The sequence below is a fragment of the Sinorhizobium fredii NGR234 genome, from assembly GCF_000018545.1.
Classification (GTDB): domain Bacteria; phylum Pseudomonadota; class Alphaproteobacteria; order Rhizobiales; family Rhizobiaceae; genus Sinorhizobium; species Sinorhizobium fredii_A.
Genome location: NC_012586.1, coordinates 1,003,903 through 1,018,461, shown reverse-complemented (window position 1 = coordinate 1,018,461; position 14,559 = coordinate 1,003,903). Strand labels below are relative to the sequence as shown.

Sequence of the window (14,559 nt, the reverse complement as noted above, 5' to 3'; positions counted from 1 at the left end):
GGACTCTACCTATCGACATCACGCATCCGATTGATCGCGTGCTCGCGGCGCTTGGAGACGCTCTTCTGATTGCTGTCGATTCGCAAGATCCTCTGAAGCAGCTTGAGCCTCTCCTGCATCGCCTCCAACGCTCGGCGTTGCGACGGTGGAACGCGATTGATGACATCCTTCTCGCCGCGCAGGATAGCGCTGCGACCGAAACGCTCGTCGAGCGCCCGGCTGACAGCAGTGAACTGTTGCCGGATGTCCGGATCGAGCGAACCGGCGACCCAGTCGAGCTTGCTGCCTTTCTTCTTCATCTCAGCTGTCAGCCGCCGCAGCGCTTCGTCCGCCGCTCGCGACAGCCCGGGAATAGCGACGGCCATGCGCTTGCGCTCTTCGGTGACGGCTCGAGTTTCGGCGTCGAGTGCACTGGCATAAGACGCGCCGAGCGAGCGGGCACGGCTTGCCGCTTCCTGAACGGCCTGAATTGCGCCCTTCCGCTCACGACCGGCGGCAAGCAGCTTATCTATGATGCGGTCGGAGCCGCGCAGCGCACCAAAGGCGGCGGGATCGTTGGTGACGGCTGCGGCGATCCGTTCCGCCGCAAACCCTTTGACGACCAGGTCCTCGATCTTGGCGACCGCGCTGGCCGGATCGCGCCAGATGCGCACTGCCGTTTCAACGAGGGCGGAGCGGCGGTTGGCATAGTAAGGAACGGCGAGTGCCCTCTCCCGCGCCTCCTCTTCGATCGGCGCCTTGAACTCGGTCACGGCGGCGAGCATCGGCAACATCGGCACGGTCTCCTTTTCGGCCTCGACACTGGCGCCGGCAACGACATTCGACCGGTCTTTCTTCTCGACAAGGTGTTGTTCCTCGGCAAAGCGCCTGATGACCGCGAACAGGCGAGTCAGCTTTTCGCGCCGCTCAGGATCAAGATCCTCCGGCATGCGCTCGAGCATATTGCGCTCGGCGATCGCATCCGCCTTCGTGGTGAAGGCGCTCCAGCCGAAGCGCGCCGACAGCGCCTCGTTGACGGCCTTGACCTCCTGCACCAGCAAGCGGTCCTCGACGGCATAGGCGAAGGCTGTCTTGTAGGCGTCGGTCCCGCCGCGGTCACGGGCCGCCTCGATTTCGACCAGACGCGCCATCGCCTGTTTCGAGAGCGCGGGAACCGACAGCGACATGTGAGCGCGCCGCTGCTGTTCGCGGATACCGAAGCGCTCCGCCTGCCTGCGAAACTCTGCTGCATGGGCGCGCGCCAGGGGTAGCAATTCCGACAGCGCAGCCGTGGTGGCGCTGCGCTCGTCGCGTGCGGCGCGGCCATCGACCATGAGGTCGGATCCCCGCAGACGACCGAGGCGATCGGAAGCAGAGCCAAGATCCTCGGCGAGCTTACGCGGCTCGATGGTGGCATCCGACGCCAGTGCATTCAGCGCCGACAGCGCGTCATCGGGGTCGCGATAGATTTGCGCCAGTACCGGCCGCAGGATCGCCTCCCGCTCCCTCCACCGGTCCGAGGCGAGCTGCGTGCGACGCGCATCCTCTTCGATGCTGCGCGCGAACTCGGTGGTGGGTGGGATCAGATACTTCCCACCGATTCCGGTCGAAAGGGATTCGGTCCGTTCCTCGTTGTAGGAGACACGCCGTTCGCGCTCGATCGCAAAGCCGAGTGCAACGCTTGCCCGCTCCCAGAGTTTCGCCAACCTCTCCCGCTTCTCCGCAATCCACGCCAGCCGCCGGGCCGCGCCCTTCTCCATCCCCGCCGCGACCTCGGCGAGCGTATCGATGCCGCGCCGTCGCGCGAAATCGCGGGCGTGCGCCCGGTAGCCTTCCGCGCTTTCGAAATCGAGCGTCGTCGTCTTGGCGCCGGATCGCCCAAGGCGCTCAACAAGCTCATTGAACAGGTCCGGCCGATGGCTTTCCCGCTCGATCCTCTCCTGGCGCGCTTCGGCGGCTTCGATCTGCTTGGCCGTCCAGACGTTTCGATCGACCTCTCTTTCCTCGAACCGCTTCTGCCCGGTTTTTTCATCGACGACAGGAACCTGGACCTTGACCCGCTCTACGCCGTCCTTGCGCAGGGTCACTGTGTCGCCGTCCGAGACGCCGGCGTCCTCGAGCGCCTTCGGCAGGCTGACGCCCCAGAGGCGATGGACGGTTCCGTCATCGCTCTTCACGTCAGCATAGGGGCTCTCGTCCGCATCTGCATCATTGGGCCGGAATCTGGCTTGGCCGACCTCCACAACCTCGCCCGTGACGCCGGCGGAGTGATCGACACGCGGCTTGCGCCGCCATTTGAGCTTCGGTTCAAAATCCTCCTTCGCCGCATAGAGATCGGCACGGTCGCGATGGCGGGTCATCGCCACATAGACCAGATGCTGATCCATCATGCCGGTGGCCAGCACAAAGGCCCGGTCGACCGTCGCCCCTTGCGACTTATGGATGGTCGCGGCATAGCCGTGATCGACATTGCGATAGCTGTCCTCACTGATAACGACGTGGCGGCCATTGTCGAGACGTACCGTCAGCAGCGACTCGCCGCGTTTGTCGCCAGTGGAAACGACGGAGCCGAGCATGCCATTCTTCACATATTGCGAACCGAGCCGCCTTGCGCGGGGTTCAAGAAACCGGGCATTTTCGAGGAAGATGATGCGGTCGCCGGCGGCGAACTCGCGCAGGCCTCGCTCCGTCCGGAACTCACGCGCACCGGTCAGGGCGCCCTCGTCGATCATGACCTTGCGCAGGGAGTCGTTGAGCTTCCGAACATTTTCGTTGGTGTGGGCGAGAACAAGAAGTTCTTCGCCGCGAAGACGACCCGGATTTTCGCCCGCGGCAGATTTTTGAAGTTGGGTACGACGGGCATCGGTCCAATCGACAACGATGCGGTCGATGATCTCGGCACGAGTTTCGGCCTCGACAATACGGCCCTCTCGCGCATAGGCGTCGAGACCCTCTTCGACCTTGCCGCGAGCGAAGAGACGGGATGCATCGCGCGCCCACAGTTCACGCTGGCGGCGCACGCCGGCGAGTTCGGCAAAGCCGATCCGTTCAGTGATCGCCCTGAACGCCGCGCCCGCCTGGATCGGCTGCAGCTGCATCGGGTCGCCGACGAGCACGACCTTCGCCTCTGCCTCCTCCACAATCCTCAGGACTCGCGCCATCTGTTGCGAGGAGATCATGCCGGCCTCGTCGATCACCAGCACGTCGCCCCGGTTGAGCTGTTCACGCCCGCCGGCCCACGCCAGTTCCCAGGAAGCTAGCGTGCGCGACCTGATGCCGGAACTGTCCTCCAGGCCTTCGGCCGCCTTGCCGGCAAGCGCTGCACCGATCACCCGGCGGCCTTCACCTTCCCATGCGACGCGGGCCGCCGCCAGAAGCGTCGACTTGCCCGCACCGGCAAGACCGGTGACGGCCGCGATGGCATCGTTACCTGTCACGTGACGGACGGCAGCGACCTGTTCCGCATCGAGTCTGAAGGACTTTTCCGGATCGGCTCTCTCGACCTTTCTTACGGCGGCGGAGACCTGGGTACCGGAGGGGCCGAAGCCCTTTCGCATTGACAGAACCTCGGCCGACTGCGCCATGTCAAATTCGATGCGCAGGATCTCTCGCGTGGTGAAAATCGCCGGCTCCGTCGCCTTGCCGGTCTCGGCGTCGACCTCCTGCGGCTTCAGCAGCACCATATCGTCCGAGGCCATCAGCCGCGCGCGGATATTGGCGAAGTCCACCGGGTCGTCGACATAGCGATGCAACGCCCTGGCGATATCGCGCTCGTCGAAAGTGGAGCGTTCATTGCCGAGCTGCTTTAAGAGGAGCTCAGGATCGGCGATCAGCCGGTCCGCCATTTTCTGCCGGCGCGCGAGATCAGCCGGCGCGAAATACATCTCGACACCCTTGCGCGCAAGCGCCGCTTTGTCTGGCCCAAGATGTTTTTGTGCGATGCCATCGAGGCCCTGCTCGGCATAGGAACGCCCATCGAGGCGGATCTCGTGGCCGGCAAGCGTCAGATGCCGGTTCGCTGTATCCGCCCAGGCGATCTTCCACTCCTTCATGGTTTCCTTATCGCCAGCCCAGAGCTTGTAGACGATCTTGCCGTTCGGTCGGTCCGGCGTGGCGACGCGCAACGGCTCGCCGTCTTCGCCAAGCACCGGAACCTTCTTCGGCCCGAACCCCTTCTCCATCAGTGGCCTGAGCGCAGTCATCAGATGGATGTGCGGGTTGGCGTTCTTGTCGTGAAACACCCAGTCCGCGATCATGCCGTGCGACGTAAAATTGTCACGGACGAACTCGCGCACCAGGGCGATGTTCTCCGCCCGGGTCAGTTCCTCCGGAAGCGCGATGATCAGTTCGCGGGCAAGCTGCGCGTCCGCCCGTTTCTCGAAGGCATCGACGGCATTCCATAGCACTTCGCTTGCACCTGCGACCGAACGTCCATCTATCGTCGACCGCAGCCAGGCGGGAATATCGTCCGGCAGCGCCAGTTCCTCATGCACCAGCTCCGCCGCGCCGCCGCGATAACTGAACGAGGCTCCGGCCTGCTCGTCCATCATCCGGGAACGATGGCGATAGGCGGCGGCCGAGACAATGCTACGTCCCGCTCCCCTGCTGATCACCTGCGCTCTGACGAACATGATCGCCACGACTGTCTCCAGACATCCCCGAGCACGTCGCGACAGCGACGTATATTGCGCCCTCAAACCGATCGGACTGAAGGGCCGATGCCGCTTTTCCGGAAGGCGGCCAGTGGCCGTCTTCTGGCACGATGTTCTTGGGCTTGGCACAAACTAGACAATTTAACTGCCGTGTTCTAGTATGTATAATGCAACAATCAGAATGGACGCACAATTTGAGGAAATACAAAATGGCGGCACAAGCATCGATTCCTGAACTCGACGCGCAGATCGAGCGGCTCAAGGAACGCAGAAAACTTTTGGTAGTTAAATCTGCCGAACGTTTTGCCCGAGCCGCGACGAAGGCGGGCCTTGCCGAGATGGAAATTTCCGACGATCAGCTCGGTGCAATCTTCACCGAGCTCGCTGCGCGATTTCGCAAAAGTGAGAGGAAGGGGCTCGCTGGCGCATCTCCTCAAACGCGTCGACCAGCAGATATCGGGGCTGGAACGACGGCAAAGGCTTCAAATGACGGCTGACCGCAAGAGGCAAGCGCGGGAGAAATTCCTGCTGGGCGGGATCGTGGTGAAGGCGGGACTGTCGAAGGCCGATCGGGCCTTCCTGCTTGGCGGCTTCATCGAACTGGCCCGGATCGCTCCGGGCTCTGCCGAGCATCGGCGGCTGCGCGATATCGGCGAAAGGGCCTTCAAGACGCCTTCACCGGATGCAACGCAGCTGCGGATCGGCGAGGCGACGGATTGGCAGTGAAGGGCAAACGGCATCCAAATCTGCTCCTCATTCTTGTGCCGGTCACAGTTACCGCCTTTGCCGCTTATGTTGTCGGCTGGCGGTGGCAGGAATTGGCGGCGGGGATGTCAGGCAAGACGGCATACTGGTTCTTGCGGGCAGCACCCGTGCCGGCGCTTCTATTCGGACCACTGGCGGGACTTGTGTCTGTGTGGGCGCTGCCACTATACCGGCGTAGACCGGTCGCGATAGCGAGCCTCGCGTGCTTTCTGGTGGTCGTCGGTTTCTATGCTTTGCGTGAATACGGTCGCCTCGTCCCGTCCGTCGAGAGTGGAGCGGTCACATGGGACCGCGCACTCTCCTACCTAGACCTGCTTGTCGTCGTCGGCGCGGTCATCGGCTTCCTGGCGGTAGCCGTCTCCGCCCGCATTTCTGTCGTCGTGCCAGAACCGGTCAGGCGCGCCAGGCGCGGAACCTTCGGCGACGCCGACTGGCTGCCGATGTCGGCAGCGGCGAGGCTGTTCCCGGAGGACGGCGAGATCGTCGTCGGCGAGCGCTACCGCGTCGACAAGCAAATCATCCATGAGCTGCCCTTCGATCCGAATGATCGCAGTACTTGGGGACAGGGCGGCAAAGCTGCTTTGCTCACCTACAAGCAGGACTTCGATTCGACCCATATGCTGTTCTTTGCCGGGTCTGGTGGATACAAGACGACCAGTAACGTGGTGCCAACGGCGCTTCGCTACACCGGCCCGCTGATCTGCCTCGATCCCTCGACAGAAGTCGCTCCCATGGTCGTCGAGCATCGCACCTGCGCACTTGGTCGCGAGGTGATGGTGCTGGATCCGACGAACCCGATCATAGGCTTTAACGTGCTCGATGGAATTGAGAATTCAACACATAAGGAGGAAGAAATCGTCGGCATCGCTCACATGCTGCTGTCAGAGAGCGCACGTTTCGAATCCTCGAGCGGCGCCTATTTCCAGAACCAGGCGCATAATCTCCTCACCGGCCTCCTGGCGCACGTCATGCTCTCACCGGAATATGCCGGACGGCGCCACCTTCGCAGTCTTCGGCAGATCGTATCCGAGCCTGAGCCTTCCGTGCTTGCCATGCTGCGCGACATTCAGGAGCATTCGGCATCCGCCTTCATACGCGAAACGCTCGGCGTCTTCACCAACATGACCGAGCAGACGTTCAGCGGCGTCTATTCGACCGCTTCGAAGGATACGCAGTGGTTGTCGCTCGACAGCTATGCCGCGCTCGCCTGCGGAAATGCTTTCAAATCGACTGATATCGTAACCGGCAATAAGGACGTGTTTCTGAACATTCCCGCATCCATCCTGCGCTCCTACCCGGGGATTGGTCGCGTCATCATCGGCTCGCTGATCAATGCGATGATCGGGGCCGATGGCCGCTTCAAGCGCCGGGCGCTCTTCATGCTCGATGAGGTGGATCTTCTTGGCTATATGCGGGTGCTGGAAGAGGCCCGCGACCGTGGGCGCAAGTACGGCCTCACCATGATGCTTATGTACCAGTCCCTGGGCCAACTCGAGCGGCATTTCGGCAAAGATGGCGCGACATCTTGGATCGAAAGCTGCGCGTTCGCGAGTTATGCGGCGGTCAAGGCACTCGATACTGCTCGTAACGTCTCGGCGCAATGCGGGGAAATGACGGTCGAGGTACGGAGCCAATCTCGCAACGTCAGTTGGGACACAAAGGCCGGCGGCTCGCGCAAGTCCGAGAGCGTGAACTATCAACGCAGACCGCTGATCATGGCACACGAGATCACGCAGTCGATGCGCAAGGACGAGCAGATCATTATCGTGCAGGGGCATAGCCCGATACGCTGTGGACGGGCGATTTACTTCCGGCGCAATGAGATGAACCGCGCTGCGAAGCCCAGCCGCTTCGTAAAATATTGACCCGCACGAGATGCGCTTGGAAGTAAGCGGAAAGAAACTGCCTCACGGCAGTCCCTCCGTACGGCGCTCTGCAAGCTCGGCGTGCGCCGCTTCAAGCTCCGCCTCAATCTGCCGACGCTCCTCAGCGCTGCCCGCATTCTTCAGCTCGGCCCGCAGTTCCTCGATATGCTGCTCGATCGTCATCTGCGTCTCCTTGACGTTTGTGAAAGATGACGCCGGCGGTCATGGCGGATCGGTGCGGGTCAAAACTCGCGTTTCACGCGACCGGCAGAGCCGGCGCGCGGAGGAACCGATTTTGTCGGAGAGAAAATTGGAGGGGCCGCGCGGTTTTGAGGCGTGGCGATCCGCCATGGCAAACTGCGGCATCCTGAGCAGACAGGTCCTCGGTCTCGTGTGGCACCAAAAAAAGATCGAGCCGCGACCGGCCGGTTGCGGCCCCATGCTTTGCGTCAATTCAGGCGGCGATGCATCGGGCGTACATCGAGGCCCTGGGGATGCCGGGATCGGCCAGCTGAGGCTGCGGGCGACGTTCGGGCTGCGGACATAGCACTCGCCGTTCTCCGGAGGCTGATGCGGATGATCTCCGACGAGTGTATTGCGAGGGGCTCCCGATGATCGAAGTGGCGGAACTTGGAAGCCGGCCCCGATTGCTCGGGGCCGGCCGTCCAGTCTTCAGCTCGGATTGTTCCAGAGGATGACCTTGCGGTTCGGATCGCCGCCAGGGGCTGGGGCGAGATTGCCGAAGATAACACCGATCTCAGGAGCCTCCAGCTTCACCGAGAGGTATTCCTCGCCGGTCTGACGGGCGATGCGGTTCCAAGCGGCGCCGATCTCGAAGCCGGTCTTACGGTGGATGACGCGATAATCGGGGGCTTCCTCGCTCGCCTTGCCAGTGTTCGGGACGATGGCGATCGGGGCGTTGACCCGGATGGTGGCGAAGACGCCCTCGAGGGTGCCATCGGTCTTCTGCGTCAGGGTTGCGATCGTGGTGGCCATGGTTTTGTCTCCTTCGGTTGCTCGGGACCATTCCCGATGGCGCACGAAGAGACGGCCGACCTGCTGTGGTCAGCTCGGCCGAAAATTTTGCAAGATTCTATTTGCCGCCAAAACAAAAGAACCGAAATCGAATTTTGCAAAAATTTCGGCCGAGTCTTACCCCCTTCAGGGGTTGGCCGCAAAAGCAGGCGGTCGTCTATACGAGCGACATAAAACGGGAATGGTTCGGGGCAACTGAAGGACGCGACAACCATCATAGCCGCCCGGCCCAGCGCTGCGGGGTATCGGCCGCGCATCCCTTGAACGTTTTGCCTCCAAGCCAGTCAACTGCGTACCCTCGCCCGCTACAGCAGGCGGGTGAGCACGTCCCCTGTCGATATCATCCCTTTGTTGATCCGAGGTCGACACGGCGACGGTATGCTGCCTGCAGACCTTGCGGCAATACCGGGTGAAGCTGATCGCGGTGGCCATCAGATGAGTGATCTTTTCCCCACTCGTCCGTCCGCGCCCGGCCATCTGAGCCGTCGGTGTTCGCCAGGCACATCGCCACTGGCAAGCGCGCCATCCGAGCGATCGGAGCCGGCTTAGTCAGCAGAACCAAGCCCGTCGGCGATCACGACACAACAGGATCCGAGCAAGTCACGAACGGAATGCCATAGAGCGCGACATTCTGATCCTGGGAAACGAAATGCGCTCCCTCCGCCACGGCCTGCGCCATGAGAAGATGATCGAAGGGATCGCGATGATGAAGCGGAAGAGCAGTAAGCGCGACTAGATGCGCATCTGTGATATCCAGCCGGTCGAATCCCTGATCGGGCAAGACCGCAAGAATCTCTCCTATATCGGCATCAAGTTTGCCGATCCGCAGCTTCACGGTGATTTCCCAAAGGGAGACGGCACTGACCAGGACGTCGTTCTCAGGATCGCCGATAAGGCCTCGCGCATGATTCCCCAGCTTCTCGTCGTCGTTCAGCCACCACAACAAGGCATGCGTATCGAGCAGCAGCCTCACGTCCCATCTTCCATGGACTTTAGAACATCTTCCGGCAGGCTGTCGAAGTCATCGGCAACTTTGATCTTTCCGCGCAATGCACCTGGTTTCCGTATGACGACGTCTGACGACGGCGGTCCGATTTCCGCAACGACCTTATGATGGGACGTCAGGACGAACCTCTGCCCGTCTTCGACCTGCTTGAGGAAGGACGTCAGGTTGCCGCGAAACTCCCGCACGCCGACACGGCGGGGTGTTGATGTCTGCTGCCGGGATTGAGGCATAGCAATGCTCCGTTTCCGTGGAAATGTGTACACAATTCCCGATAAATGCAAGCATCTCGAACCGTGTGGAGAAACGGTGCCTACGGCCGGCGTGACGAGAGCATGTTGTCATGCGGTCGAGGGGCGCAGCCTTTCTCGCATGCACGTTGAGACGACCGCGGTGACCGGGTCGCCGGCCAAAAGCAACGCAATATTTCGAGACGCTGCCCCCGCCGACATCGACCAAGCGATCTTCAACAATATGGCCCGCCGTCCGGTCTCGGCACGACCGCAGTCGCCTCGACAGACACCTGCCTGCTCCGATCAGTCGGCCCTGAGGCATTGGGATCGCTTGACGTCGGTGCGATCGCACAGGCAGGAGCTTACGGCTCGGCGTCATACCCCTCGCCGTTCGCCAGCCGGTCGATCGCCGCGGCGAAGAGTTCCGTGTGTTCTTCCGGCATCTCGGAGACAAGATGGCTGCGTCGAGGATCTCCACCGGCTCGCATTCGCTCGTAATGTTCGTGGCTCATCAGCACGAACCTCGATTTCCCATGCCGGGTGAGTACGACGGGTTCGCGGCCGGCGGCGGCGGTGACATCGCCAATGTGCTTGCTTAGGTCGCGTGTCGTAAATTGCCGCATTGCCCACTCCTCTGTTGATCCTCTCATTATCCCGATTTTTCCGATGTGCAGGAACCGCAAAGTGTTGCTGTAGCACTTTGAATTGCGCTGAGCTCGAAGGCGTTGCAGCGGTCCAGAAACGTAACGCCCTCGGCGATCAGGCCGGTCGGCGACCCGGGACAACGCAAGGGATCGTTACGTCGCCAAGCGCGAAGACTGCGTGCAGGCTTCGTGGAGCCGGCTTGCCGGCGAAACAGCGCCCGGTCGGGCGGATCGCCGGATGCAATCAAGTGACCTGGCCTTCTTGAACTGAGGGCCAGAAGGCCGTATATACGCATCCGTAGATACACAAGGGAGGCGCCTATGCCCCATCTTGCACGGGTATTCCAGTCCGGAAACTCGCAGGCCGTCCGCCTGCCGAAAGAATTCCGCTTCAACGTCGAGCGCGTGGAGATCACGCAGGAGGGCGATGCTCTCATTCTCCGCCCGCATGTCGAGGCGGGCGAGCCGTGGTCGTCGCTGAAAGCAGCGCTGGCCCGGGGCATGAGTGACGACTTCATCGAGAGCGGGCGCGAGCAGCCGGAACAGCAGGATCGACCGGAGCTTGACGCGGTGTTTCAGTGATCTCGCATCTTCTCGACACCAACGCCGTCATTGCCTTGATCGGCCGCTCGGATAGATTGGTCAGCCGGGTACTCGATAGCCCTCAGGGCAGTATCGGCCTGCCGTCGGTCGTCGCCTATGAACTCTATTTCGGAGGGCAGAAAAGCGCGAAGGTCCAACACAACCTCGAAACCTTGCGTTTGTTGATGGCGGATTTTCCGATCCTCGACTTTGACCAGAACGATGCCTTTGTCGCGGGCGAAATCCGGGCTGCTCTTGCCGCGAAGGGGACGCCCATCGGCCCCTATGACGTGCTGATCGCAGGGCAGGCGAAAGCCCGTGGCTTGACCCTCGTCACCAACAATGTCGGCGAGTTCAACAGGGTTGAGAACCTGCAGGTGGAGGATTGGTCGCTGTGAGCCTCGGCTGCTTCGGGGCCGCGCAAGCGAAACCGCGATCGTCGCCAAGGGTGAATGCTAACGGCGGAGCGATGTGGGCGACGGTGCCGCCTCATTGCTCTATGCCGTCGTCGGCTCGCTGCGCTTCGGCTTTGGCTGATATAGCCGACGCTTCACGTTCAGGCGCAGTGCGTTGCGCACGTCCTTGTCCACGACAGCGAGATCGAACCACTCTGGATCGAAACGACCACCACACCACCGTTTGGTTTCAACGCATTCGGGGTCTTCTCTGTCCGACATGATTTCCAGGAAGCGCTCGTAACCGAGCACGCCGCCGACATCTTCGGGTGGCCTGGCACGCCTACCATCGATGCAAGTCCCGTGTTTGGGCGTGATATCGAGAGCCTTGAAATCCTCGATTGCCACGGAATGGCGCCAGCTATCGCCGAAGTCATAAAGGTAGTTGAAAATGGTTCCGTGCTCGAAGTCACAAAGGCGAATCTCACGAAAATCGAAGACACGAAGATCGTCTTCGAAGGCATCCTCGGTCAACAGCTCCACGTCGCCGTAGCGCAAGCCGCCGATTTGAAATTCATGCAAATGATAGTTCCACCAGTTGAAGGCGGCCTGAATGGCAAGATGCAGTTGTTCAAGATTCCAGCGTGACGGCAAAATCAGTCGACGCCAGACCGCCGGCTCGATCTCGTCGAGTGAAACGTGGATCTGTACGGCGTTGATGGCTTTGAACATGCTGCATGTGAACATGCATGGATCGGCGAGGGTCAAGTCAAGCCGACGGAAGAACGCCATGCGGAAAAACCCGCATGGCGTCATGACATAGCTTGTCAAGCGCCATCCCCCGCCGCCTGCCAGACCGGGATGCCGAGCCGCTGAGCCTTGTCGGCGAGATTGCCGGTGATGCCGGAGCCAGGGAAGATGATGACCCCGGCCGGCATAACCGACAGCATATCGTCGTTGCGCCGGAAAGGTGCCGCCTTGGCGTGGTTGGTCCAGTTCGGTTTGAAGGCGATCTGCGTCACCTTGCGCGCCTCGGCCCAGCAGGCGGCGATACGTTCGGCACCCTTGGGCGAGCCGCCATGCAGCAGAACCATATCAGGATGTTTCGCCAGGGCCTGATCGAGTTTCGCCCAGATCCGTTCGTGATCGTTGTAGTCGATGCCGCCGCCGACCGCGATCTTGGTGCCGCCCGGGATCAGCACCTCGGTCTCGGCGCGGCGGCGGGCGGACAGGAAATCTCTGGAGTCGATCATCGCCGCGGTCATGTTGGCATGGTTGACCTTGGAGCCGGTGCGCGGCCGCCATGCCGATCCGGTCTGGGCTTCGAAGAGATCGGCTTCATAGTCGCGCATAAACTCGAACGCGTTGCGGCGTTCGAGGAGCGTGATGCCCTCGGCGATCAGGCGTTCCAGTTCGACGCTCTTAACTTCCGAGCCATCCTGTTCGCTCTGTCCGGCGCGCTGCGCGTCCTCGTTGCGCTGAAGCTCGCGCTGGATGCGCTCGCCGGCGCGATGGAACAGGTTAACCGTCGACCAGAGCAGGTCTTCGAGATCGGGCTCCAGTCGCGTGTCGCCGAGCATTTCGGTGAGGGCGTCGAAGATTGCGGTCAGCGCCGACTGTACGACCGGCTCTTCGGGCAGCGGCCGCGGGTCCGGCTCGTCCTCAAAAGGGCGATGGCCATAGATCTGCATCTCGTAGATGAAGCGGCCGGTCGGGGAAGACGCGTGGTGCGGCTCGTGGCCGTCGTCGAGGGGTAGGAAAAGGTCCATGGTGGTCTCTATCCGGTTGCGGCCGCGCCTCTCGCGGCCTGACGGCGATCCCGGTCACGCGACGGACGGGCCGGAACCGCGGCGGCAAGCCGCGGCCCAGCATGAGCGCCGGGCGGCGGAAGAAGGGTTTCTTGGCCCGCGAGGAGCGCCGGCTCCGCCGGCGCGGGGAAGAAACCCGACTGACCCGCTGAAGGTCCGCCACCGCGTGATAAGGGTCCCCTCCGAAAGGCCCGTGGGCGCGACGCCCGGACAAGAAGACACCATGCACCGATCCTTCCCGCACGGCGGCCCACCAACCCGCCTGCTTCGTGCGGCTTTCATCATGCGGGCAGAAAGGCCAGTGCGTCTTCGGGCACGACCTGAGCTCGCAGAAGTGCGGTTAGCCGGTCCGGTCCGAGCCGCCTCAGATCCTCGTTGAAGTCGCCGAGCTCCGGCGAAATCACCAGCGGCAGGATGCCGAGCGCCTGTGCACGGCGGCTCAATCCCTCGATCGCATGCCGGCCCGCCGCATCCTGATCACCCGCAATGTAGAGGCGCAGGCAATCAGCCGGCGGCGAGAAGGCGGCAAGGTGATTGGCGGAGAGCGCGGCCGCCATCGGCATCGCCGGCATCGCGTCTGACAGCGACAGCATGGTTTCGATGCCTTCGCCGGCTGCCATCACCCGCACGGGAGCCCAAACGGGCATGCGAAAGCGCACGGCGTTGCCGAGTAGACTGCCGAGCGCGCGGCGCGGACTGTCGACCTTTGCCTTCCCGACGCTGATCGGATCAACCCTCGATACAGCAAGATAAGTGCGATGTACGCCGGTGATCTTTCCAGTCGCATCGGTGACGGCGGCGATCATCGCCGGGAGAGTCGACGCTCTGCCGGTCGAAAGATCGCGATAGTAGCAGGAGGGGTGGAAACGAAGCTCTTTATGCGTGGATCCCCTGAGGATGCCGCGCTGGCGCAGATAGGCATCTGCAACCGTACCGGAGAGCGGCGCGGCCATCGCGAACATCCGTCGCGCCCTTTCAGAAGCCGGGCGAACGGCCGCGTCAAGCTCACGCCGAGGAATTGCTTCCGGCTGCGGGAGGCTGAGGAAGCGCCGGGCTTCCTCGGCAACAGCGTGGAAATCGACAAGACCGCAGGCTTCGCGGATAAGATCCAGCAGGTCTCCATGCTGGCCGGTCGCCGCATCCGTCCATTTCCCGCTGCGCGGACCCGAAAGATGAACATAGAGCGAGCGACCCTTGCTGTTCGTCACATCGCCCACGATCCAATAGTTGCCGGCGCGAATGCCGGCGGAGAGATAGTAACGACAGACAGCCTCGGCATGTTTTGCCAGTCGGCTTGCCAGGTCTGAGGCGGTGAGCATAATGGTCCTCCCCTTCAATGAAGGTTGGCGAGTTCGACCGGGCAATGCGGTTCCGTCACGCGGTCCCACTCCCCCGTCGTCGGCACGAAGAACCGTGTCTTCCTGTCGATAAATTCCGAGAACGGCCCGACCGATTTGAGCCAGTCACGGCTACCGTCGGAAAATCTGCTGAGCGCGACACGATCGCCATTCATCTGAATGTTCATGTCGCCTGCAAAGCTGCCGGCGAAGGCGCGCCTTAGGACGGAGCGGTGATCGGACTGATCGGTTGGCACTTTC

The 14,559-nt window shown here is 62.0% G+C and carries 15 protein-coding genes; 5 read left to right on the top strand and 10 right to left on the bottom strand.

All coding sequences use genetic code 11. The features are described 5' to 3' along the window. Positions 1-5 precede the first annotated feature (5 nt). The gene (traA, locus tag NGR_RS05005; protein WP_015887153.1) at positions 6-4,619 is read right to left on the bottom strand and encodes a Ti-type conjugative transfer relaxase TraA; all 4,614 of its coding nucleotides are present in this window, start codon (positions 4,617-4,619) and stop codon (positions 6-8) included. Between the two features lie 221 nt (positions 4,620-4,840). Between traA and NGR_RS05000 the strand changes: the two genes are divergently transcribed. The 3 genes from NGR_RS05000 to traG are packed head-to-tail and all read left to right on the top strand — an operon-like array spanning position 4,841 to position 7,261. Then, positions 4,841-5,128 (top strand): TraC family protein, encoded by a 288-nt coding sequence (locus tag NGR_RS05000; RefSeq protein ID WP_015887152.1) that lies wholly within the window; start codon positions 4,841-4,843, stop codon positions 5,126-5,128. Next, entirely contained in the window at positions 5,118-5,357 is a 240-nt protein-coding gene (locus tag NGR_RS04995; RefSeq protein WP_015887151.1) for a conjugal transfer protein TraD, read from the top strand. The genes NGR_RS05000 and NGR_RS04995 overlap by 11 nt, the downstream gene beginning before the upstream one ends. Next, complete coding sequence (gene traG / locus NGR_RS04990) at positions 5,348-7,261, top strand: Ti-type conjugative transfer system protein TraG (RefSeq protein WP_015887150.1); 1,914 nt, start codon at positions 5,348-5,350, stop codon at positions 7,259-7,261. The genes NGR_RS04995 and traG overlap by 10 nt, the downstream gene beginning before the upstream one ends. A 42-nt stretch (positions 7,262-7,303) precedes the next feature. On the opposite strand, the gene NGR_RS32240 is transcribed toward traG, so the two are convergent. From NGR_RS32240 to NGR_RS04970, 5 genes are all read right to left on the bottom strand, one after another. Continuing rightward, positions 7,304-7,444: a hypothetical protein gene (locus tag NGR_RS32240; protein WP_165447119.1), complete on the bottom strand. Its 141-nt coding sequence runs from the start codon at positions 7,442-7,444 to the stop codon at positions 7,304-7,306. Between the two features lie 489 nt (positions 7,445-7,933). Then, positions 7,934-8,257 carry a DUF736 domain-containing protein gene (locus NGR_RS04985; RefSeq protein ID WP_015887148.1) on the bottom strand — a complete coding sequence of 108 codons (324 nt, stop codon included), beginning with the start codon at positions 8,255-8,257 and terminating at the stop codon, positions 7,934-7,936. A 613-nt stretch (positions 8,258-8,870) separates the two neighbouring features. Continuing rightward, positions 8,871-9,269: a type II toxin-antitoxin system VapC family toxin gene (locus NGR_RS04980; RefSeq protein WP_015887146.1), complete on the bottom strand. Its 399-nt coding sequence runs from the start codon at positions 9,267-9,269 to the stop codon at positions 8,871-8,873. Continuing rightward, positions 9,266-9,532 (bottom strand): type II toxin-antitoxin system Phd/YefM family antitoxin, encoded by a 267-nt coding sequence (locus NGR_RS04975; RefSeq protein ID WP_015633558.1) that lies wholly within the window; start codon positions 9,530-9,532, stop codon positions 9,266-9,268. Before NGR_RS04975 ends, NGR_RS04980 begins: the two co-directional genes overlap by 4 nt. A gap of 362 nt (positions 9,533-9,894) precedes the next feature. Continuing rightward, complete coding sequence (locus NGR_RS04970; RefSeq protein WP_164923885.1) at positions 9,895-10,155, bottom strand: type II toxin-antitoxin system Phd/YefM family antitoxin; 261 nt, start codon at positions 10,153-10,155, stop codon at positions 9,895-9,897. A gap of 342 nt (positions 10,156-10,497) precedes the next feature. On the opposite strand from NGR_RS04970, the gene NGR_RS04965 reads away from it, so the two are divergent. Together NGR_RS04965 and NGR_RS04960 are read left to right on the top strand one after the other, a co-directional pair. After that, complete coding sequence (locus NGR_RS04965) at positions 10,498-10,758, top strand: AbrB/MazE/SpoVT family DNA-binding domain-containing protein (protein WP_015887144.1); 261 nt, start codon at positions 10,498-10,500, stop codon at positions 10,756-10,758. Beyond that, positions 10,755-11,156: a type II toxin-antitoxin system VapC family toxin gene (locus tag NGR_RS04960; RefSeq protein WP_015887143.1), complete on the top strand. Its 402-nt coding sequence runs from the start codon at positions 10,755-10,757 to the stop codon at positions 11,154-11,156. Before NGR_RS04965 ends, NGR_RS04960 begins: the two co-directional genes overlap by 4 nt. Positions 11,157-11,255: 99 nt before the next feature. Here NGR_RS04960 and NGR_RS04955 read toward each other — a convergent pair whose 3' ends face one another. The 4 genes from NGR_RS04955 to NGR_RS04940 form a co-directional block, all read right to left on the bottom strand. Continuing rightward, a complete protein-coding gene (locus tag NGR_RS04955; RefSeq protein WP_164924077.1) occupies positions 11,256-11,885 on the bottom strand; it encodes a plasmid pRiA4b ORF-3 family protein in 630 nt (209 codons plus the stop codon). A gap of 95 nt (positions 11,886-11,980) precedes the next feature. Beyond that, entirely contained in the window at positions 11,981-12,922 is a 942-nt protein-coding gene (locus NGR_RS04950) for a DUF2493 domain-containing protein (protein ID WP_015887141.1), read from the bottom strand. Between the two features lie 320 nt (positions 12,923-13,242). Next, the gene (locus NGR_RS04945; RefSeq protein WP_015887140.1) at positions 13,243-14,280 is read right to left on the bottom strand and encodes a DUF7146 domain-containing protein; all 1,038 of its coding nucleotides are present in this window, start codon (positions 14,278-14,280) and stop codon (positions 13,243-13,245) included. A gap of 14 nt (positions 14,281-14,294) precedes the next feature. Beyond that, positions 14,295-14,486 (bottom strand): hypothetical protein, encoded by a 192-nt coding sequence (locus NGR_RS04940; RefSeq protein WP_164923884.1) that lies wholly within the window; start codon positions 14,484-14,486, stop codon positions 14,295-14,297. Positions 14,487-14,559 lie beyond the last annotated feature (73 nt).